General features: G+C 60.5%; 20 protein-coding genes. 6 read left to right on the top strand and 14 right to left on the bottom strand.

What is annotated here, in order from left to right; translation table 11 throughout:
- Positions 1-2,073: 2,073 nt before the first annotated feature.
- Positions 2,074-3,852, bottom strand: a complete 1,779-nt coding sequence (locus ACQY39_RS12905; protein ID WP_428506809.1) for a site-specific integrase — start codon at positions 3,850-3,852, stop codon at positions 2,074-2,076.
- 294 nt (positions 3,853-4,146) lie between these two features.
- On the opposite strand from ACQY39_RS12905, the gene ACQY39_RS12900 reads away from it, so the two are divergent.
- Together ACQY39_RS12900 and ACQY39_RS12895 are read left to right on the top strand one after the other, a co-directional pair.
- Positions 4,147-5,355, top strand: coding sequence for a tyrosine-type recombinase/integrase (locus tag ACQY39_RS12900; protein WP_428506807.1), 1,209 nt, complete (start codon positions 4,147-4,149; stop codon positions 5,353-5,355).
- Between the two features lie 202 nt (positions 5,356-5,557).
- Positions 5,558-6,532: an IS3 family transposase gene (locus tag ACQY39_RS12895; protein WP_428506805.1), complete on the top strand. Its 975-nt coding sequence runs from the start codon at positions 5,558-5,560 to the stop codon at positions 6,530-6,532.
- A gap of 953 nt (positions 6,533-7,485) precedes the next feature.
- On the opposite strand, the gene ACQY39_RS12890 is transcribed toward ACQY39_RS12895, so the two are convergent.
- The 12 genes from ACQY39_RS12890 to ACQY39_RS12835 all read right to left on the bottom strand — a co-directional run bounded on the left by ACQY39_RS12890 (position 7,486) and on the right by ACQY39_RS12835 (position 14,911).
- On the bottom strand, positions 7,486-7,620 hold the full coding sequence (locus ACQY39_RS12890) for a hypothetical protein (protein WP_428506803.1): 135 nt from the start codon (positions 7,618-7,620) through the stop codon (positions 7,486-7,488).
- Positions 7,621-7,980: 360 nt separating this feature from the next.
- On the bottom strand, positions 7,981-8,508 hold the full coding sequence (locus ACQY39_RS12885) for a hypothetical protein (protein WP_428506801.1): 528 nt from the start codon (positions 8,506-8,508) through the stop codon (positions 7,981-7,983).
- A 47-nt stretch (positions 8,509-8,555) separates the two neighbouring features.
- Entirely contained in the window at positions 8,556-8,837 is a 282-nt protein-coding gene (locus ACQY39_RS12880) for a hypothetical protein (protein WP_428506799.1), read from the bottom strand.
- Positions 8,838-8,853: 16 nt separating this feature from the next.
- Complete coding sequence (locus tag ACQY39_RS12875) at positions 8,854-9,066, bottom strand: hypothetical protein (protein WP_428506797.1); 213 nt, start codon at positions 9,064-9,066, stop codon at positions 8,854-8,856.
- A 14-nt stretch (positions 9,067-9,080) separates the two neighbouring features.
- Positions 9,081-9,740, bottom strand: coding sequence for a hypothetical protein (locus ACQY39_RS12870; RefSeq protein ID WP_428506795.1), 660 nt, complete (start codon positions 9,738-9,740; stop codon positions 9,081-9,083).
- A 12-nt stretch (positions 9,741-9,752) separates the two neighbouring features.
- Entirely contained in the window at positions 9,753-10,148 is a 396-nt protein-coding gene (locus ACQY39_RS12865) for a PIN domain-containing protein (protein WP_428506793.1), read from the bottom strand.
- Positions 10,145-10,387, bottom strand: coding sequence for an AbrB/MazE/SpoVT family DNA-binding domain-containing protein (locus ACQY39_RS12860; RefSeq protein WP_428506791.1), 243 nt, complete (start codon positions 10,385-10,387; stop codon positions 10,145-10,147). Before ACQY39_RS12860 ends, ACQY39_RS12865 begins: the two co-directional genes overlap by 4 nt.
- A 250-nt stretch (positions 10,388-10,637) precedes the next feature.
- Positions 10,638-11,123 carry a site-specific integrase gene (locus tag ACQY39_RS12855; protein WP_428506789.1) on the bottom strand — a complete coding sequence of 162 codons (486 nt, stop codon included), beginning with the start codon at positions 11,121-11,123 and terminating at the stop codon, positions 10,638-10,640.
- 585 nt (positions 11,124-11,708) lie between these two features.
- Positions 11,709-12,209 carry a hypothetical protein gene (locus tag ACQY39_RS12850; RefSeq protein WP_428506787.1) on the bottom strand — a complete coding sequence of 167 codons (501 nt, stop codon included), beginning with the start codon at positions 12,207-12,209 and terminating at the stop codon, positions 11,709-11,711.
- 53 nt (positions 12,210-12,262) lie between these two features.
- On the bottom strand, positions 12,263-13,246 hold the full coding sequence (locus ACQY39_RS12845; protein ID WP_428506785.1) for a phospholipase effector Tle1 domain-containing protein: 984 nt from the start codon (positions 13,244-13,246) through the stop codon (positions 12,263-12,265).
- Positions 13,247-13,265: 19 nt separating this feature from the next.
- Positions 13,266-13,448: a phospholipase effector Tle1 domain-containing protein gene (locus tag ACQY39_RS12840; RefSeq protein ID WP_428510801.1), complete on the bottom strand. Its 183-nt coding sequence runs from the start codon at positions 13,446-13,448 to the stop codon at positions 13,266-13,268.
- Between the two features lie 650 nt (positions 13,449-14,098).
- Positions 14,099-14,911 carry a spondin domain-containing protein gene (locus ACQY39_RS12835; protein ID WP_428506783.1) on the bottom strand — a complete coding sequence of 271 codons (813 nt, stop codon included), beginning with the start codon at positions 14,909-14,911 and terminating at the stop codon, positions 14,099-14,101.
- Between the two features lie 315 nt (positions 14,912-15,226).
- On the opposite strand from ACQY39_RS12835, the gene ACQY39_RS12830 reads away from it, so the two are divergent.
- The gene (locus ACQY39_RS12830) at positions 15,227-15,853 is read left to right on the top strand and encodes a pyridoxamine 5'-phosphate oxidase family protein (RefSeq protein WP_428506781.1); all 627 of its coding nucleotides are present in this window, start codon (positions 15,227-15,229) and stop codon (positions 15,851-15,853) included.
- Between the two features lie 3 nt (positions 15,854-15,856).
- Here ACQY39_RS12830 and ACQY39_RS12825 read toward each other — a convergent pair whose 3' ends face one another.
- On the bottom strand, positions 15,857-16,759 hold the full coding sequence (locus ACQY39_RS12825) for a LysR family transcriptional regulator (RefSeq protein WP_428506779.1): 903 nt from the start codon (positions 16,757-16,759) through the stop codon (positions 15,857-15,859).
- 142 nt (positions 16,760-16,901) lie between these two features.
- Here ACQY39_RS12825 and ACQY39_RS12820 point away from each other — a divergent pair, with 142 nt between their 5' ends.
- The 3 genes from ACQY39_RS12820 (at position 16,902) to ACQY39_RS12810 (ending at position 19,023) form a co-directional block, all read left to right on the top strand.
- The gene (locus ACQY39_RS12820) at positions 16,902-17,450 is read left to right on the top strand and encodes a carboxymuconolactone decarboxylase family protein (RefSeq protein WP_428506777.1); all 549 of its coding nucleotides are present in this window, start codon (positions 16,902-16,904) and stop codon (positions 17,448-17,450) included.
- Positions 17,451-17,560: 110 nt separating this feature from the next.
- Complete coding sequence (locus ACQY39_RS12815) at positions 17,561-18,043, top strand: DUF1348 family protein (RefSeq protein ID WP_428506775.1); 483 nt, start codon at positions 17,561-17,563, stop codon at positions 18,041-18,043.
- Between the two features lie 80 nt (positions 18,044-18,123).
- A complete protein-coding gene (locus ACQY39_RS12810; RefSeq protein WP_428506773.1) occupies positions 18,124-19,023 on the top strand; it encodes an HD domain-containing phosphohydrolase in 900 nt (299 codons plus the stop codon).
- The last annotated feature ends 43 nt before the right edge of the window (positions 19,024-19,066 follow it).

The following is a 19,066-nucleotide window of genomic DNA, read 5'->3' as shown; positions in this document are numbered from 1 at the left end:
TCTTCCGATAGCCCCGGCTGGCTCGTAGCTCTGCCAAAAAAATGGAGATCAGCCGCCCCCGAAGGGACTGCCGATCTCCATTCTTTGCATCCGCCAACATGCGGAAACTGTGAGCGCTTGACGGCCTCATCGACGCACCGAGGCGCTTCGTCCTTAGGCCGACATGCTGTCGTGCAAGCTCTGGGCTAAGGTCCGAATTGCGGTGCGCTCAGCTGCGCAGGGTCTGTAGCTTGAGGGAACTACTTCAAGGAGAGTCGTCGCCAGTGTGTGCTCTTCATGACTACGCGCATGGTTGCTAAGCCTCTGTGCCAAATACCGAACGGTGGTGACCTCCCCGGGTAGCATTGTGGCGTCAGGGGCTTCTGGGACCAGTAGCAGAATGGACAGTGCCAATGCGTGCGCGGCGGGGCTCCGCTGTCCTGGCTCTGGTCGCAGCGCGGGGACCTCTTCGGAACCAAGGCCGGTCGGAGGGGTCTGCTGAGCATCGGCAGGCTTCGGCGCCAGATGCGTCTTGCGAGGGTCGCTGACCCACTCAAGGTCGCGCGGGGGGAGACTGGGCGCGTGGTATGCCGATGAGCTTCGCAGTTCCAGATTGCCCCGTCGCAGATCAAGGCTGTTGTCGTTCTTGTGCCGGACAATTTCCCCGCTGCGTGCTCCGCAGATGATGCGGCCGGCTTGCGCGTATCGCTTCTTCGCACGGTCACTGGGATCGGGGTAGCGATCACGCACTGTAGTGGGGATGTATAGCTTCACGTGTTGGTTCCAGTGTGCTTTTCCGTCAACTTGCCACCCACACGTAAAACCTTCGTTCAGGAGCGCTGCGAGGTCGCCATGGTCAATCAGGATCTCGCAGCCTTCTAGGGCGTTTAGTCCATTCGGAACCCGCACTCCGTAATGGGTTCCGTGGTTCGTGAGGCGCAGAGTGTGCTTAGGTAAGGTGGCGGTGCTGGATGTGTGGATAGAAGTGGTTGTCATGGTTGGCGCAAGTCAGTTAGGTTGGAATGGGCGAAACTGCCCGGCCCCGAAAGGGTCAGCAGGTCAAGGGGGTTAGTGGTTGTTGGTAGAGGTCCGCTTGCTCTCGGAAAGCAGCTAGTGCTACCGGGATGGCGGGCGGTCGGACCCTGGCGGGTCACGGCGATTCGCGAGGGGCAGACAGCAGATGCTTCCCAGCATCGTCGGTCAAGGACTCCCCATGGTCTTGGGTAAGCTCACAGGCACAGGGGCCAGACTGACCCCCAGGGTCATTGATCTCAGCCAGCGATTCAGGCGACCTCTCGGGCACCCGGCAGCGTGGAGCGAAACCATAGGAGCTGGCGATTCCTTGCAGGCATAGCTGGGGGGGTCGCGTGCCTTCATAGGATCAAGGGGATCTCACGGACTTGGAGATTCAATCTGATGGGGCGCTGAGGCTGAAAAGCCCCCACTATCTGAAGCTAGTGAAGTTCATCAGTTTCTTCCGATGGTTCTCAAGTTCTCAAGAACTGGAGATGCCCCCTTTCCCCCTCCTCTTGCGCACCTTTTGGTTCTCCGGTCTACTGCGCACCTCATGCTCAGACGGTCGCCTGGAAGTTGCATGGGGGTGCTTTTCTCAGCACCTTCTTCGTCATGGATTGCACAATGGTTTGGGGGAACGCAAAGGCTTAGGGGTACGACTGACCCCCATGGTCTTTGAATTACGTCAGGTCAGCACACTTTCGCGAGCATCCATGAACTGAGCGAAAAGGCTCAGTCGGTCAAGGGGGCCTCGCTGAATGCTGCGGCCATCACGCCCGATGAGCACCGGAGCCCCTTGCCGTCTGGATCGACAGGACAGACGGTTTGATGCCGTCCACTGGCAGGCAGATCGCGGCCCATTAGTCGCCATCCAAGCCGCAGAATTCTGCCGTTACCAGGGTCTCACAGGCGCGGGTCAACTCTAGGCAGAGGGCGCTGATGGCGGCGCGGTCTTGCGTCGTGAAGAGGGCGTGGGGGATCATTCGTCTCGTTCAGAGAACATGCGGCGGCACTTCATGCCCAGGGCCAGCCAAACCGGGTGCGGCCATCGACTGATGGCGCATAGTTGGTGCGCCTGATTCAGGCGGTCGGTTTGGTCCAGGCGGGAGCGACGAAGACTCGCTGGAGCTTCAGGTCGGGGAAAGTCAGGCGCTCAAGGGCTGGCCGTAGGCGGTCGGCGTGGCGGCGCAGTGTCGTCCCGTAGGTGGTTCGACCGATCCCTTGTCCAGCGTGCCCGGTGATGGCATCTACCAGCGTCTGACCGACCCCAGCGAAGCCCAGCTCCGTCTCCAGGGTGTGCCTGAAGCTATGGAAGGTGCGCGAGGTGTCGAAGCCTTGGGCCTTCTTAAACTCGCCGAACCATTTCCCAAATTGACCGCCCGCGCCGTTCATGCCGCTTTGGGGTAGTACAGGGAACAGTGGGCCTGGGGTAGCACCAGCTTCGGCAATGGCCTTCCAGTAGTCGCGGAAACCAAGGCGTATCAGTTCGGAGTGAACCGGTATCGCTCGGTGTGAGTTGTCGTTCTTGAGTCGCTGCCCGTGTTCGGTGCTCTCGCGAATCTCGATGACCAGTCCCTCAGTCCCTTCGCTCACATCGTCGGTGCGAAGTTGGCAAAGTTCCGAGATGCGAGCACCAGTGAACAGGCCCAGCAAGGGGATCCAGTAGGCAGCGTCTAGCCCGGCTTTGCTGGTCTTCGGCAGGGCGTAAGAGTCAAACAGCGGCGCACAGAACAAGCGCTTGAGGTCGTCAGGGGTCCAGGGTTCTCGCTCAGTCTTTTGCTTCTTGATCGAAGTCCCTTGCATCGGATCGACTGCGCACCAACCTTTGCGGGTTGCGACTTTCAGTAGTGCACGTATTTCAAGATGTCGATTGTGCGCGGTCGTCTGGCTGCGGCCTTCGCTGTCAGCCCAGCGCTTTAGGCCGTTGGTCAGAGCAACCCCGCAGGCAGTCGTCAAGGACTCAAGCGAACGCCCGACCATCAGACTATCAAAGAGCTTCGCTGCATACGTGAACTGACTGACGGTCTTTGCGGGCCTCTTGACCTCGTTCAGCTTCCACTCGGCCAAAGCATCAAAGATCGTGTGAGTCGTTGACGCAGGTGTTGACTCCATCTCGACGGGTGGTTGAGGCTTCGCAGGCGTCGGGATCACTGCGCCGTCATGTCGCGCAAGGACCGCGTCAATAGCCTGCAACTCCGCTTCCAGGATCTCTGGCAAGTAAGCGCTGTTTTCAGGGGCTAGCCAGTCGATCTGAAGGCCGCACTCCTTAGCTCGGGTGTTGGCGATCTCAACAGCGGCTTGCCGGTCGCCATGGGTGTAGGCTTTGCCGCTTCGATCCCTCATCTCCTGCATGAGCACTCGGAGCCGCTTGAGCATGAGGTCCTTGCGGTACTCAATAAAACCTCTGCGCAGATGTTCCGACGCGATCTGCGCCGGTTCAATGTCCAGATGAGCTGGAAGCTGAATGGCGTCAGGTGCGATGCCAGGGGACTCTCTCGCTTCGTCCATCACATTCAATGCGATGCATACGTGGCGCAGGTACTCGTCGTCCCAACGTAACTGTTGGTCGAAGTTCAGAAGCCCATGGGAAGCACTGCTCTTGATCAGTTGCAGGACCGCGGGGGTTACCTTGTGAATCGTAGTGGGGGTGCGCTGTTTACGCTGACGCTCGAACCGCTCAAGCCATTCGTGCTCAAGCTGCGCAGCTTTGCGATTGGCGGTTGCAAGATCTTCGGTGCCCAGCGATACGCGGCAAGCCCATGGCTTCGCGCCGTCGATGAGTAGATCTTTTGGGGTCTTGATGGCCCACTGATACATGCGAGTCCCATTGCGGGTGCTCACACCTTTTGCTTTCCTCATGCTGCCCTCTTGTTGGTCAAGGCGGGCCGCGTCGGAACACATCAAAAGTACACAGTCAACAGGGCAGAAACGCTTGCAAGTACGCGCCCCCTATGAGGGGAGGAGACACATGAGCAAAATGGAGGAGAGGGGGTCTGTGATTTGCCTAGTTTTTAGGCATCCATAAACATCCAAAAAACTACTCGTGTCATAGGGGAAAGACAGTTTTCAAGGTTCGAACTGATCCGCCAAAAGCCACCTCAATCGCAAATTTAATGGTGGAAAGGATGGCGGAAAAGTCCTAGCCTTACACACATGGCACGGAAGGCAAAAGAGCTCGCCCCACTTTCGGTTGGACGCCTGAATCAAAAAGGCCGCCACGCCGTAGGTGGCGTTGCAGGCCTCTACCTCTACGTCGGCGAATCCGGCTCGCGGTCTTGGGTCCTGCGGGTCATGGTGGGGTCAAAGCGACGCCACATAGGTTTAGGCGGATTCCCAGATGTCTCTCTGGCTCAAGCAAAGGAGCGCGCCAGAAAGGCCCGCGACGAGATCGCTCAAGGCATCGATCCAATCGTGCGGAAGCGCGAAGCAGCGAGTCAACTCCGCGCCAAGCAGGCGATTGCCATCACATTTCAAACTGCAGCTGAGGCCTACCTCACCGCTCACGGAGACACATGGAAAAGTGCAAAACACCGTTCCCAATGGACAGGCTCGTTGAAGAACTACGTGTACCCCGTTATTGGGGACCTACAAGTCCAAGACGTTGGGCAAGAGCATATCCTGAAGATTCTCGAACCGATTTGGAAAAACAAGACTGAAACCGCAAGCCGACTCCGTGGGCGTTTGGAGGCTGTTCTGGATTGGACGACAGTTCGCAAATACAGAACTGGAGACAATCCAGCCCGGTGGAAAGGGCATCTCGACAAGCTCTTGGCAGCGCCCGGCAAGATTCAGAAGGTAGAGCACTTTAGAGCCCTGCCCATCGATACCATGCCCGAGTTCATGCGCGACCTGCGACAGCGCGAAGGCACCGCGGCACGAGCCCTTGAGTTCACGATTCTGACCGCAGCTCGTAGTGGTGAGGCCCGGGGTGCAACCTGGGCCGAAATAGACAAGTCCAGCAAAGTATGGACGATTCCTGCAGAGCGCATGAAGGCCGGCAAGCAACACCGAGTTCCATTGACCGATGGTGCACTTTTCTTGATTGAAAGCATGCCCAGGATCGACGGCAGCGAATTCATCTTCTCCGCCCCGAGAGGCGGACAGCTATCGGACATGGCATTGACCCAATTGCTACGACGCATGGGAGCTAACGCAGTTCCTCATGGGTTCCGATCCACTTTCAGAGACTGGGCCGGCGAGCGGACCAACCATCCGAGAGAAGTTGCTGAGCAAGCCCTTGCACACGTGCTTGAAAACAAAGTCGAAGCGGCTTATCGCCGTGGGGATGCGCTTGAGAAGCGAAGAACTCTGATGAGCGACTGGGAACTTTTTCTTAGGAAACAGGCTACTGGGGTGAGCTAGGTGCCCACTCGATTGTCAACCCGAAACGCCCCTCCTGGGAAATGAACGTGGCCTAGCCGCCAACGCCCAGCTCGATACCGTCACCAGTACCGTCCGTTAACGCGGCTGTACTAACTAACAAGCAGCGGCGCCAGATGTACGCCCTAACCTACCTCTTTCCCGAGGGACAAACTTTGGTCGCTCCAACATGAAATGCGATCCCATGACGGTATCGCGACTCTTGCTCAAGCATATGTCGACGGTATCGGTGACGGTACGTGCACATCGCCCAAGCGCCGTATCCCTGCCAACCTTGCAACGGAATGCCGACTCGAGCGCGCACCCACATCTCAACACCCGGGTACTGCCGGACCCAGCGGGCGATCCGGTCGCGGTCGTAGAAATCTATCTTCAGCGTGTCGCCGCCAACGCGGCGCGCATTGAGGCCATACGCCTTCCCAGAACACGCTTGGTGACGCTGATCGAAGCGCTCAATGGCGTCGTCGAGCGCAATGGCCGCTGGGGGTTCTGGAAATGCTTCGACCGATTGCGCCTGGATGGCCGGCCCCGGAACCACAAGCGGGTCTGGCGCGTGTATTGCGAGCTGGGGCTATACATCCCTCGCCGCACCAAGCGCCGAATCCCCAAACGAGAGCCGGTGCCGTTGGCTGCGGGTTCGTTCGTCAACCAGGGTTGGGCCTTGGACTTCATGCATGACGTGCTCTACGACGGCCGCAGGTTCCGCACCCTCAACGTGATCGACGAGGCCAACCGCGAGGCGCTGGCGATCCAGGTGGCCCAGTCGCTGCCCGCCTCGATGCTAATCCGCACGATGGACCGCCTGGTGGACTGGTACGGCGCGCCGCTGTCGATTCGAATGGACAACGGCCCGGAGATGAGCAGCCACGACTTTGTCGAATGGGCACAGCGCAAAGGCATTGCCCTGAACTACATCGAACCCGGCCAGCCCAACCAGAGCGCGTACATCGAACGCTTCAACCGGACGTTCCGAACGGAAGTGCTCGATGCCTACCTGTTCAATTCCATTGAGCAGGTGCAGACGATCGCTGACGACTGGCTGACCCAATACAACGAGTACCGACCACATGACGTGCTTGGCGGCGTGCCGCCCAAGCAGTTCATGCCCCGATTGATCACCACAACCGCCGCGGACTCTAGAAATCAACTGTCTTCTTGACAGGTGAGCTTACGCTCCCAAGATTCGCCCGCAACCGGGGCCCTCGTATCGTCAGCATTCATTGCTTAGCTCTTTCCGATCATTGACGGTTGCGATGAGAGGCTGGATCTGACTACCGGCAATGCCCCACGCAGTACCCGCGTGCACCAGACTTACATCTCGATGATTGAGAGGCGCAACGGAGGCGGCACGCAGCCTTCGCGGCTGCCTCGCCAGGGAAAGAGTAGGTCGTCGCACAGTTCATTTCGCACCCCTGAAAATCCATGTCACACGCCTGGTAGCGTTGTGTCATGCAAATGATGCATCCAGGGCCATCAACGCCGGGAGGGGCCGGTTTTACCGGCGTTGGCTGTAGTGGTTGCGGTTGCGGTTGCGGTTGCGGTTGCGGCGGTGGCGGTGGCGGTGGCGGTGGCGGTGGCGGTGGCGGTGGCAAGGGCGGCGCGTCGGCCTCGTTGATGTACTCGACGCTGAACTTCAGCGACATGCTTGCCTTGCGCGGAAAGCTTGAGCGCACATGCCAGCGAATAGCCTTCCGGTGCCAAAACAGGTCGCTTGACACACGCACTGCAGTGCCGAACGGGACCGTTGCGCCTCTGCCTTCGTGTTCCCAGCTAAGTACTTCGTAGAAGCTGCTTCCCTCGGTGAACTGATAAGGACCTTCGATGAGCGCTAAACAGTTGCCGCCTTCGCTATTGAGTACCACTCCAGTGTAACGAGCACGCTGGTTTACATAGAAGGCCACCGGATCACTCGTCGCACCGGATGCACCGGTCACACCATTCGCGTACGGCTTCACTTCGGGGCGAACGCTGTTGATTCCAAGGCCGCTTCCGCTCACACAAGCGAAGCTAATTTTTGGCTCTGCGAACGCAGGCCACGCCAGCACGGTCGTTAGAGCAAATGCCAAAGTGCGGATACACGTCATGTCTCCCCCTTGCGCTGTCTATCCAGGCCTAAAACAGCTCACCCTTAGCGTAGCGCGCGTCATTGAGCAGCTGGTTGCACAGCGCAAAGCTCTTAATCACGCAGGCCTGGGAGAAGAGGCAGTCCATCACCTCGATTTGTGCGTTCAATTCCTCGAATGCCATGGTGTTCTCTCTGCTTTCCTATGGCTTATCGGGTGAGCACTTGCTGCCGGCTCTCATACGCAGCCTTGCTCAAATCTTCGGGCGGCCCAAACTTAAGCGTCAAGGCTTGCGCCACGACGTTGGCCACACCAACCGACTCGAACTCAACGCTGACCGTCCAATTGATGCGTTGCGGAGCCTTGCAGCAACTGCCAGCGCATTGAATCTCGTAGCCTTCACGAGTGATTAGAGAGCGTCTCCTCAACCAACTGGATAACTTTGGCCATCTCATCGTTGCTCGGGTACTCGACGACGATCCTCGGATCACCCTGCTCCTGCAGCTCGCACCTCCAAGTCATGATCGACATCGACATCTCTTTCCTAGTCGTCTGTGCTGAGGCCGTTTTGGCGGCGCCAGCGGTTGAACTTGCTAAACACGTCCCTGCGTGCTTCGTCCGTGGTTGGAAGCGAATCGACTTTGAAGGTGGGCCTGGCCACCGTCTTCAAATCCCCATCGGGAGGGCACGCGAAAGGGACGAGCGGCGCGACGGGCGAGCCAGGAGCAAAATTCTCCAGGGGCAACAGCACCGTTACATTGCTGGCCACCTCTTGCCCTCTGAGTAGGGACTGGGCAACGATCATTCTTGCCGTCTTGGCATGGCAGTTGAACTGCACGTATGCTTTTTGGGTGTCCCAACGTGGCTCCTGTTCGGTCATTCCCTTGAGCATCACAAACGCCAGCGTCGTGATGTCGCCGCCATTGTTTTGGGTGCCGTCAGCATCGACCAGCATGAGGGCCACGTTCGATGAGGCCGACTGGACGACATACCAAGGCCTGCCCGCTGCTGATGCGACGGTCAACGCAACTGCGAGCAGAACCACGGCGGCGGCAAAGCGTTTGATCTTCATGTCATCTCCTAGGAAGTGGGGCAATGGACTATTGGTTTGCTTTCCGTTCAGTTCTTGTTCGGATCAGCCTTGTGGGCAACGACGGCCTTGTGCAAGGCACGAATCGCCTCCGCGCCGACCTTGTCCAGATCCTCTTTAAGAAGCTGGATATGGGTCAAGATCTCTTGCTCCGTTATCAAATGACCGGAGATCACCGGCGCAGCTGATTGCTCCAGTGTCCCGTCCCAATGCTGAAGGCATAGACGAATAAATGGGTGCACCGGAATCGGCTGATCCTTCGTGCGCTTCAACAGTTCGTACCCGAACTGCCCGATGGTCCCTTTGGCCATGATGTTCTTTCCTTGGCTATGCAAGCAGCTCAGCAATCGCATGCCAATTGATATTGAAGCCTTGCGCCTCGACATGCTTGATGCCCGCAATCACGGCGTGCTCGTGTGATTCAAAAAGTGGCTCAGACGTGAAGGGCTCGACCCGCGAGCCCGGTCCAGGTTTAACTACAGCAGCAAACTTTCCAGACTCGCCGTCGAAACGCGAGTCAAAGTGGATCTTGGTTTTCATCGTGCATTCCGGCTTCATGGCAGGTTATGTGGTGCGGATGCAGGCGGCAAGAACCCTCGGGCCACGATCACGGTTGAGGGACCGGCGTAGCGCATCGCCGCCTCCATCGCGTTCTTGAACGTGTGATACCTATCCTCATTCCAACTGCCGCTCACTCTTTCCCAACCCTCACGAAAGCTCATGAATCCTGGCTGTCCATAGCCGCCGAATGGGAACCCGTCATCTTCTTTCTTGTACTCAGCCTGCCGCTGGGCCAACCAACGCATATAGATCTCGTCGGGAATGAATCCCAGTTGCCAAGAGTCGAATTGATCCAGTTGGAGGCTCCAGAACCGGAAGAAAAAGGCAAGTGCGGCCTCCTTCGTCTCTTGCGCGCAGTCGGGCTTGGCCTGGTAGCCAAAGCGTAGCGCAGACACAGCCTCGAAGCGCGAGTTCGCCTGCCACATCATTTCGACAATCTTGCTATGTCTCAGTAATCGTGTTTGCTGTACCAAGACAACCAGCGTCGCTCCGGCGAACAGAGATGGACCCAGGTCGCGCAGCACGTTGTAGGCGACACGCAGGGAGTCGCGAAGAAACCCTGGAACGAAAGCCTGAAGTGCTGACGCGGCTGCCAAGATCAAGGCCACTAAAGCAGCTGATTTCACATAGCTTTTCTCGACAGGTTTTCGCATCTTCTTTCCCTGTTATTGAATCAACGTCATGCCTGCCGTCTTGGCTGCAGCAACGTCAAAGGTCATCGTCTGAGCGCAGCCAGCCGCAGCCGCCGTGCGCTCGATCAAGCAGTCAGCGAAGTCCGCATTCCCGGCACTGAAGGCCCGAAGCGCACGAACCACATGCTCGGCCTGGTCGATCACCAGTTGCTTGGAGCGCAGCAGCACTTCCAGCATCTGCGCAATCTGCTCGCGGGTCAGGTCAAAGCACGAGGACAACACCCAAACCAACTCGACCACCGACACCAGGGGCACGAAGCCCGGCGCATCAGCCGTCAGGCCTTCGATCAGCTTGGTCGCCTTGGCCGCCTGCTTGGCATCGTCCTGCATGATGTAGCGGACCAGCACGTTGGTATCCAGTCCGATCATCGCGCTGCAGCTCCACGACCAGCAATGGCTCGGCCCATGTCCTCAATGGAAACGGTCTTGTGCGCCTTGCCGAACATGCCCTTCAACTCGGTGACCGAGCGATTGGCTGCGACGAAGAGGTACTGACCCGGTTTGATCTGAACAAATTCCACACGATCCCCGGTGTTCACCGAAAGGTCCTGGCGGACGTTTGCCGGGATGGTGATCTGCCCTTTGCTGCTGACTGTTGCCGTTGTCATCTTGCTTTCTCCTGTTGCGCCTTACTTTAATGTAAGGCAACATTTTGCACAAGCCCTAAACTGCTGTTCTGAACCATTCACCGGACCTGCGACACGATCCTTCCCAAATCGACCGGATCGCCCTCGCAAAGTGCCTTGGCCGCCGAGAGCGTGGCGAGGCCCAACACCTCGCGGATGTGCCTCAGGTCGTAGCCCTCGCGCTTAAGGCGCACGCCGAACGTACGACGCGCTGCGGTGGCCCCAGCAGCCTCTATGCCGGCCTGGTCGTGCAGTTTGCGATCACCTGCGTAAGCGACTCGCAGGAACGCGAGGTGCTACCTGCAGCCGTCCGGCGCGCGGTCAGTGTGAACGGCCGGCCATCGTTGGTGAGGAAGACCGGGCCGAGTTGCACCAGGCCGCGCCACTGCGAGCGCCAGGCCGTGACTCCGTGGCCGAGCCGTAGCCGCTCCTCGAAGTAGGCCGAAAGTGCATCGCGCACCTTCTGGTTCACCCAGAACACGGGCCGCGCCCGGCCGTTGAAGCTGATCGCTGCCCGCACGGCGGACTGCCTGCGGAACTCGCCGCGCTCGTCCAGCACATCGGCCACCTCCAACTGGGCCACTTCGTTGGCCATCATGCCGGTGCCGTACAGGACATGCAGCAGGGCCACATCGCGGGCTGGCGTCTGGCCGGTGGCGGCCGCAACCTTGAAGGCGTGGCGCATCTGTGCGTCCTCGATCACTGGCGGTTTGGCCATCGGAACGGTCCTCCTTTGGCCCGAGGATACGAGGCAAATTCTGTAGGGACCTGGCAGAACGGGCCGCCAGCCCGCGCCATCCCTCGCAACCTCGGAAAGTTGGGCTGAATCGTTGGCGGCTGGACGTCCGCTACCGGCCGATAAATCCATCGATTCGCGCGACAGCTCCTGGCCGACTGGGTGAGCTGAGCGAACTCAGTCCAACACCCGCAATGGGCACGTTCCGGACGTTGATGGCCGACTGCTTCGTGCCCAAAGCCGCCGCTCAGCCGCAGTGAACCCAGGTCCGTCTCTGGCCACAAGCGGCCTGCCGTGATCGCCTGCTTAGGGGGACCGGATCTGCTTCATTCACCAGTGCCAATCAACCGTCATTAAGGGGCGGTGACCGACTTCACTCGGTTCGACTCAAGGCCATGATAACGGCAGATCAACGCTGACCGAACTACGGTCAGGGCAGTGTTCGCGCTCGCGCGAACACTCTGGCTTTCGGCACGATTGAGGCTGCGGCAAGCACTACATTGCAGTGTCGCGATCAGCTTGAGCGGTCTAGTTCAGGTCCTTAAGCTCACACCTTGGGGTGCTCCATCAACCGCAACGCTTGATGGTCACCCAGACGTAGCCAGAGTTGTTCTTGTAGTACCACGCTGGCTCCTTCACCGGACCGATCGCATCATTGGGATAGAGTACCAACTCACCCGGACCTGGTGCAGCAAAGGCCCCTCCGGAAAGCTCGCCGACTTCCTTTGCGGTCTCGCCAGTGGAGGCGGCGGATTGAACATCGATCATTAGGCTGAAGAACCCCGCGCCTTCATGCCGCTTTTTCGCTAAGTTCATAAGCCAACTGCCTTTCTCGCCATCGGGGGGGCTATTGCGCCGACTCGCATCGAACCACACCTGGTTCGGCCACACAGCAACGCAATAGATTTCACCAATGACCTTCGTACCGATGCCGGTCGGAGACACCCACTGATCAGCCTGTACTCGGGCCGTGCACGACATGCCGTTCTTCAACTCGGCGGGACACTTGGACAACTGCGCTGCATTAGCAGGTGGAGCGGAATCCACCGTCGCGGTCGTATAGTCCATGGCTGCACAGGCTGACAAGGCGAGAATGGCGACAAGGCTTAGTACGAATTTCACTATCTAGGTTCCTCGACGGGCGTGAAGCCTGCATTGAAGTAGCACTTCGGATACTGCTGAATTTCAATCGATTCGGGCGTCGATGGCTCCATTGAATCTCGACGCTCGCGCAACCAAGTCCAATTGCGTCCCTTGCCATACTCTCCGATCACCAACTCCACCCGTCCTGGGTGCTCGAGGGACAGTTGGTCGTACTCATGAGGCTCGGGTCCTATAAGCGCGCGTCGATTCAGAACGCTTGAATGTACGCAGATGGCTGCGGGATTGCCTGGCCATACAGACGCCTTGTCGAAGGCCAATGCCACGAGGTTGCGGCTGACCTTTGGGTAAAAGGACCATATTCCATCCGTGGGGTCATGGCTGCCGCCAAGAGCATCGTCACGCAGGTATTTGCTATCGACCAAGTCGTTGCCGTCAGCCCTTGGGCACGTCTCCTTGCCTGATAATTCTCTAGGCAAAAGCCCGGTGCAGCGCAGTCGGTTGAGCATCCAGTTCAGGCTGACTCCACTTAGAGCCCCTGGGGCGTAGCCACCGCCAACATCCGAGTGAGCCCCTGAGAACCATACCTCCTGCAACGCACCGGTCTTGATTCGCCCGCCGCTGTCGAGCATGCCCTTGCCCTTGCCCTTGCCCTTGCCCTTGCCCTTGCCCTTGCCCTTGCCCTTGGGGCAATCTTCAAACACGTGGGCGCGTGAGAGCTGCAACGGCGTAGAGATCGTGGCTCGGCTATCTTCGATACACAGGGCTTGGTATGCGCGCTGGACATTGCACAGCTTCTCTCCGTAACGGCGATTCGGCTCATCGAAGTCGATCGTTGGCGGAGCAGACAGGAAGCGAACCCGCAGGTTTCCAATCACGGCAGGCAGCCCCAGCGCCTCGACCGAGTCCCACAGTCCGAGCACCTTGATTGGCACAGAGATTTCGTGCGTGTCGTCGTTTGCCACGGACTCCACCCCCCTTTCTTTCAAAGCCAGTGCCAGCATATGCGCGCGCAGCGGCGTCCTATCCGCATCGCCTTGTCCAAAGCCTGGGAAGGACACCCCCGTGCACGATCTCTCCCAACTCGTGAGGCGTGTGTCTCCTCAACTGCCTTGGCTGCTGCGGTGCCTCTCTCACAATGCCAGCGAAGTTCAGCATGGTAGCCAGAATGCGAGCGCCAAACGCGCCTCGACTGAAGCCGAAGATGTAGATCTCGTCTGCCGGCCCCTTGCCTTGGCCGGCTCGGTAATGGTTGAGGATGAACTAGTCGGCAAGCCTGACGCGAGCGTTGATTCCGGATCCAGTGATGACACCGATCGGGTCGACTCTAGTCCCGACGCCAAGCACGTACCGGCTAACGATGTCACCACGCTCCTGGAGCGCGATCAACGAATTCAAGCGTTTGACGTTGTTATCGGAGCCCTCGTCATTCGCAGTGCCATCGAAAAAGATCACGATCTTGCGGGCCGGCTGAAGAACCTCTTTGGCGTCGGAAAATGCCGCAGCCGAAGCCGTCCCCGAACTGACGGGCGGGATCTCGAAGCCTCGAGGCTTGTAGCCAACATTGCCGCATCCCGACAGAAACTGGCTCAATGGTGCCTTTTTGAACGGTGCCTGTACTTGCAGGTCTGGCGTACCTGACCCCTAGCCGCTTGCGCTGCACGGCACTGAATGACGCCTCTGTGGGCGCCACAGCTTGGCTTCGGGTTCCGTGATCTTGGCCTTGATTCTCTGACCCTTGCGGTCCTAGCACCCGGGCTTCTGGGTGACGACGTCGGCCCGGGCTCCATACTGCGCCAACACGCAGCATGGCAACCCAAGCTGACGACTCAACGCGGCGGGCAGAGCCTCCCGGCTCAGGACTTCCGGCTGCGCCGACGAACCACGGACACCATGGCTGCCAGTCCGGCCAGCATCAGAGCGTAGCTTTCGGGCTCGGGCACCGGTTGGGCCGAGAAGTCGATGCGGTAGACATCGGTGCCGGCCGCCAAGCCGCTGTTGAAGGTGTAGCCGTAGGCGGTGCTTTGGCCATTGTAGGCCGCGAACTCTGCGAAGTTGCGCGCCACCACGGAGTTCTGTTCATCGCGTGCCAGGGCATTGGAGCCGACGATGAAGGCCGCGTTGGCGATGTTGAACTCTTCCGAGCCGGCGTCCCAGATGTCGCGTGCCTTTTGGCCAATGCTGCTGATCTGCAAATTGCCGGCGGCGTCGAAAAGCTTGTAGGCCTGGGCAGCATCGTTGCCGATGAAGAAGTCATTGCTGGGAACCACCATGGCAATGAAGCTGAAATAGCTGTTCAGCGAGGTGTCGATGCGAAAGGTCTGGGTGGCCGACAGGCCCGCAGCCAGCGGTGCCGCGCCCACCACACCGAGCACAGCGCCCGAATCCGTCGCTGCAAATGCATCGCGCCACAGGCCGCCATTGCCCAGCTCGGCCGCTCTGACGATGGATGCATGGGCCGCTGCGCCCAGATCAAAACCGTCAAACACGCCTTGACCCAGGCCGACGCTCAGCGGCGCCACCACCACTCCATTGCTCGGCGCCAGGTTGTGAACCGTGATCGTCAAATCAACGATCGCTGCGTGGGCCATGTGGCTGAAGCCGGCCGCGGCGATCAGGGCCGCGCTGGCCACGGTCTTGCGCAGACCGGGCTTGAAGGATGGGTGCATAGGTTTCTCCAGAGAGGTTGATGTGGGCTGGGTGAACGGGATTCGCACGCCTGGCCGTGACGCCGTCTTGCGTGCCCCTCTGAGTCGCGGTGCAGCGTGAATTCCTTACGCTTCCTGATAAAAGTCCATTTCCCTGCTGACCGGATGGATGGGCGCTGCCGTCGAACCGGCTGGCCAGCTCACACCCGCGCTGTTCCGCTCAGCGAAACATTCCATTCAGTGGGCTGGGCATTCTGTTTTTGGGCGTCGCCCATCACAGTTCTGTCACTCGCTGCAGACCTTGCAGCTTGATCCACCTCACCGGACCGAACGAACATGAGCCGCGCCTATTCCGACCTTGCCTTCACGCCTGCTGTGCGCGCCATGCAGACCCGCATGGGCAGCCGCTCCGCGTACGCGCGCCTGGATCAGGCCGACAACCGGCGCGATGCCTTGACGGCGCACGAGGCCGAGTTCATTCACGAACGCGATGGCTTCTATCAAGCCACGGTGGGCGAGACCGCTTGGCCTTACGTCCAATTCCGCGGCGGCCCCGCCGGCTTCTTGAAAGTGCTGGACGCCCAGACCTTGGCTTACGCCGACTTCCGCGGCAATCGCCAATACATCAGCGTGGGCAATCTCGCGGGCAATGACCGCGTCTCCCTGATGTTGATGGATTACGCCCATCAGAGGCGCCTGAAGATTCTCGGCCGGGTGCGCCTGGTCGATGTGCAGGAAGACCCGGCCATGCTGGCCCGGCTTCAGCTGCTGCAGTACCGCGCCCAAGTCGAGCGTGCCTTTGTCATCACGGTCGAGGCCTTCGACTGGAACTGCCCCCAGCACATCACGCCGCGCTTCACCGAGGCCGAGATCGAGCACGCCGTGCTGCCCCTGCGCATGGAACTGGAGCAAGCCCAGCGCGAGCTCGCGCTCTTGCGAGCCGCCTCGCAGCCAGCGCCTTGATCGTCAGCCGGGCGGCAGCAGCCGCTCGCGCAGCCGCTCGATGGCCAGGTCCATGAAGGCCCGCGCCTTGTGAGACGCGTGGCGGCCTTCACGGTGCACCAGATGCACCGGCAGCGGTGCCTGTTCGTAGGTTTCGAGCACCCGCTGCAGCTGGCCGCTGTTAACCAGGGCGTCGACCTGGTAGGACATCAGGCGCGTCAGACCGAAGCCGCTCACCGCGGCCGCAATGGCCGAGTCGTTGGTGGTGGTCAGCATGCGTGGCACCACCTTGACCGCCCGCACATCCCCCTCCACCTTGAAGCGCCACTCCGGCGCCGGCGTCACGGCATTGGCCGAGATCAGGGTGTGGGCGAGCAAGTCCTCGGGTACTTGCGGCTCGTCGTGCTGGGCCAGATAGCTCGGCGCGGCGCAGATCACGCGGCGCACGCTGCCCACGCGAATGGCCTGCAATGAGGAGTCCGGCAGCTCCCCGATGCGCACCGCCACATCGACCCCTTCGTCCGTCAGATTCACCACCCGGTCCAGGAACCAGCACGACGCACTGACCTCGGGATAGCGCTGCAGGAACTCGGTCACGACCGGGGTGACATGCAGGGCGCCGAACAGCACAGGCGCCGTGACGGTCAGACGCCCACGTGGCGCCCCATGCAGGCCACTGACCGACTCATCCGCCTCGGCCAGCTCGGCCAGGATGCGCCGGCAGTCCTCCACATAACGCGCTCCGGCCTCGGTCACCCGCACGACCCGCGTGGTGCGGGTCAGCAGACGTGCGCCCAGGTGCACCTCCAGTTCACTGATGGCCCGTGTGACGGCTGGCGGCGAGATGCCCAGCTTGCGCGCCGCGCCAGCAAAACCGCTGGCATCGACCACCGCCACAAAGACACTGATGAGATGCAATCGGTCCAACTGTTCCTCCAGGCGTAACGGTGTATTGGATTTTCTGGTTATTCTAATCATCGGCCGATTCAACGACAGTTCAGTCATTCGCTGAATACGCAGCGGATACCCACCGCGAACCCACCTTGTTTGACCCATCTGGAGAATGAATATGTCCCGCCTCAGCATCCCTAGCGTCGACCAATCCCTCGAAGCTTCCAAGCCCTTGCTGGCTGCTGTCCACAAGCAACTGGGCGTGGTGCCCAATCTGATGAAGCTGGTTGGCCACAGTCCGGCCGCCCTGGAAGGCTATCTGTCGCTGAGTGGTGCGCTGGCCAAAGGCAAGCTGAGTGTGCAGCTGCGCGAACGTATCGCCCTCACCGTGGCCGAATTCAATGGTTGCGACTACTGCCTTTCGGCCCACAGCTACCTCGCTGCCAACGTGGCCAAGATCAGCGCGAGCGAAGTCGAAGCCGCCCGCGAGGCCCGCTCCGATGATGCGCGTACCGCGGCTGCATTGCAGTTTGCGCGCCGCGTGGCCGAGTCGCGCGGCCGTGTCGCCGATGCCGATCTGGCAGCCTTGCGCGCCGCCGATTTCGACGAAGCCGCCGTGCTGGAGATCATCTTGAACGTGGCCCTCAATGTGCTGACCAACTACGTCAACAACGTGGCTCAGACCGACATCGACTTCCCCGTCGTCACCGCCAAGGCTGCGGCCTGAGCCTGAGCCTGAGCCTGAGCCTGAGCCTGAGCCTGAGCCTGAGCCTGCGCCTGCGCTGGGCGGCCTGGCTGCCGGTCCGTCTTTGCCCTCACTTCCCACTGCCAGCGATCATGAGCCACAACCCTGAAGCCCCACGTCCACCCTTGCCGCCCTTCACGCTGGAGAGCGCGGTGCAGAAAGTCCGCATGGCCGAGGACGCATGGAACACGCGTGATCCTCAGCGAGTGGCTCTGGCCTACACGCCGGACAGCCGCTGGCGCAGCCGCAGCGAGTTCCCTCGCGGCCGCGAGCAGATTCAGCAACTGCTCGAGCGCAAGTGGGCGCGTGAGCTGGATTACCGCCTCATCAAGGAGCTGTGGGCACACGAGGGCAGGCGGATCGCGGTGCGCTTTGCCTATGAATGGCGCGACGATGCCGGCAACTGGTTTCGTTCCTACGGCAACGAGAACTGGGAGTTCGATGACGGCGGCTACATGGCTGTGCGCCACGCCAGCATCAACGACCGGCCGATCTCGACGCAGGAGCGCCTGTTCCATTGGCCCCAAGGGCCGCGCCCCGCGGATCATGCCGGCCTCAGTGAATTGGGCCTGTGAACGCTTCTGAAATAGGCCCCATGGCGGTCTTGGGTCTACCATGGCAGGCAGTGCCAGCCCGCAACACGACCCCAATTGCCATGACGAGTTCTGATGCGCCCTCGAATGAGGTGCAAGGCCTGCGCCAGCAGCTGGCCAGCCAGCGCCAGGCTTTGCTGGCCAGTTTGCTGGTCTCGGCCTGGATGGTCGAAGCGCGCGACCCCTACACCGGCGGCCACCTCTGGCGCGTGGCTCGCATGGCGCATGCCCTGGCCCTGGCTTCGGGCAGCACGCCGCGCGAGGCCAGCCGCATCGCCATGGCCGGCTTTCTGCACGACCTGGGCAAGGTCGGCATCCCCGACGCCATCTTGCGCAAGCCGGGGCGGCTCAGCGACGAAGAGTTCGCAACCATCAAGACCCACCCGCGCGTAGGCGCACGCATGCTGGCCGGCCATCCCTTGGCGGACCTGGTCGTCGGCGTGATTCACCATCACCACGAAATGCCCAATGGGCGTGGCTATCCCATGGGCCTGGTGGACATGGAGATTCCGCTCGATGCCCGTCTGGTGGGCATCTGCGATGCCTTCGATGCCATGACCAGCACACGGCCCTACCGCGCGGGTATGCCGATCGCCAAGGCCCTCGACATCATCGAGTCGGAATTGGGTCAGCAGTTCGATCGGGCGCTGGGGGCGACGTTTGTACGCATGGGGCGGGCCGGCGCCTTGGATGCGGTGGTCGGCCATAGCGATGAGGGCATTCCGCTGCAGCACTGCCCCGCCTGCGGGCCGACCCTGGTGCGCACGCGCAGCGCGCGCGCTGGCAACCACCTGGCCTGCCCCGCTTGCGCGGCCCGGTTCACCTGGGCCGCCGCCGAACAGGGCTTGCAAGCCCTGCCAAGCGGCGACCACGCCTTGCCCGAAGAGTTGGAGCCCGACCTGGACCGCGCTCAGATCGAAGCCTTGGTGCTCGATTGGGCCGATGCCATCGCGGGCGACTGAAGGCTTTCGTATCCATCCCTACATCCATCCACACCATGATTTC

It is taken from the genome of Roseateles sp., from assembly GCF_965262435.1.
GTDB lineage: Bacteria > Pseudomonadota > Gammaproteobacteria > Burkholderiales > Burkholderiaceae_C > Paucibacter_A.
This window is presented reverse-complemented; position numbering and strand designations above follow the sequence as displayed.

Bases quoted from the DNA above. Each gene is read 5' to 3' on its own strand.
- ACQY39_RS12905 (WP_428506809.1), bottom strand. From the start codon at position 3,852: ATGAGGAAAGCAAAAGGTGTGAGCACCCGCAATGGGACTCGCATGTAT.
- ACQY39_RS12900 (WP_428506807.1), top strand. From the start codon at position 4,147: ATGGCACGGAAGGCAAAAGAGCTCGCCCCACTTTCGGTTGGACGCCTG.
- ACQY39_RS12895 (WP_428506805.1), top strand. From the start codon at position 5,558: ATGACGGTATCGCGACTCTTGCTCAAGCATATGTCGACGGTATCGGTG.
- ACQY39_RS12890 (WP_428506803.1), bottom strand. From the start codon at position 7,620: ATGGCATTCGAGGAATTGAACGCACAAATCGAGGTGATGGACTGCCTC.
- ACQY39_RS12885 (WP_428506801.1), bottom strand. From the start codon at position 8,508: ATGAAGATCAAACGCTTTGCCGCCGCCGTGGTTCTGCTCGCAGTTGCG.
- ACQY39_RS12880 (WP_428506799.1), bottom strand. From the start codon at position 8,837: ATGGCCAAAGGGACCATCGGGCAGTTCGGGTACGAACTGTTGAAGCGC.
- ACQY39_RS12875 (WP_428506797.1), bottom strand. From the start codon at position 9,066: ATGAAAACCAAGATCCACTTTGACTCGCGTTTCGACGGCGAGTCTGGA.
- ACQY39_RS12870 (WP_428506795.1), bottom strand. From the start codon at position 9,740: ATGCGAAAACCTGTCGAGAAAAGCTATGTGAAATCAGCTGCTTTAGTG.
- ACQY39_RS12865 (WP_428506793.1), bottom strand. From the start codon at position 10,148: ATGATCGGACTGGATACCAACGTGCTGGTCCGCTACATCATGCAGGAC.
- ACQY39_RS12860 (WP_428506791.1), bottom strand. From the start codon at position 10,387: ATGACAACGGCAACAGTCAGCAGCAAAGGGCAGATCACCATCCCGGCA.
- ACQY39_RS12855 (WP_428506789.1), bottom strand. From the start codon at position 11,123: ATGGCCAAACCGCCAGTGATCGAGGACGCACAGATGCGCCACGCCTTC.
- ACQY39_RS12850 (WP_428506787.1), bottom strand. From the start codon at position 12,209: ATGGACTATACGACCGCGACGGTGGATTCCGCTCCACCTGCTAATGCA.
- ACQY39_RS12845 (WP_428506785.1), bottom strand. From the start codon at position 13,246: ATGCTGGCACTGGCTTTGAAAGAAAGGGGGGTGGAGTCCGTGGCAAAC.
- ACQY39_RS12835 (WP_428506783.1), bottom strand. From the start codon at position 14,911: ATGCACCCATCCTTCAAGCCCGGTCTGCGCAAGACCGTGGCCAGCGCG.
- ACQY39_RS12830 (WP_428506781.1), top strand. From the start codon at position 15,227: ATGAGCCGCGCCTATTCCGACCTTGCCTTCACGCCTGCTGTGCGCGCC.
- ACQY39_RS12820 (WP_428506777.1), top strand. From the start codon at position 16,902: ATGTCCCGCCTCAGCATCCCTAGCGTCGACCAATCCCTCGAAGCTTCC.
- ACQY39_RS12815 (WP_428506775.1), top strand. From the start codon at position 17,561: ATGAGCCACAACCCTGAAGCCCCACGTCCACCCTTGCCGCCCTTCACG.
- ACQY39_RS12810 (WP_428506773.1), top strand. From the start codon at position 18,124: ATGACGAGTTCTGATGCGCCCTCGAATGAGGTGCAAGGCCTGCGCCAG.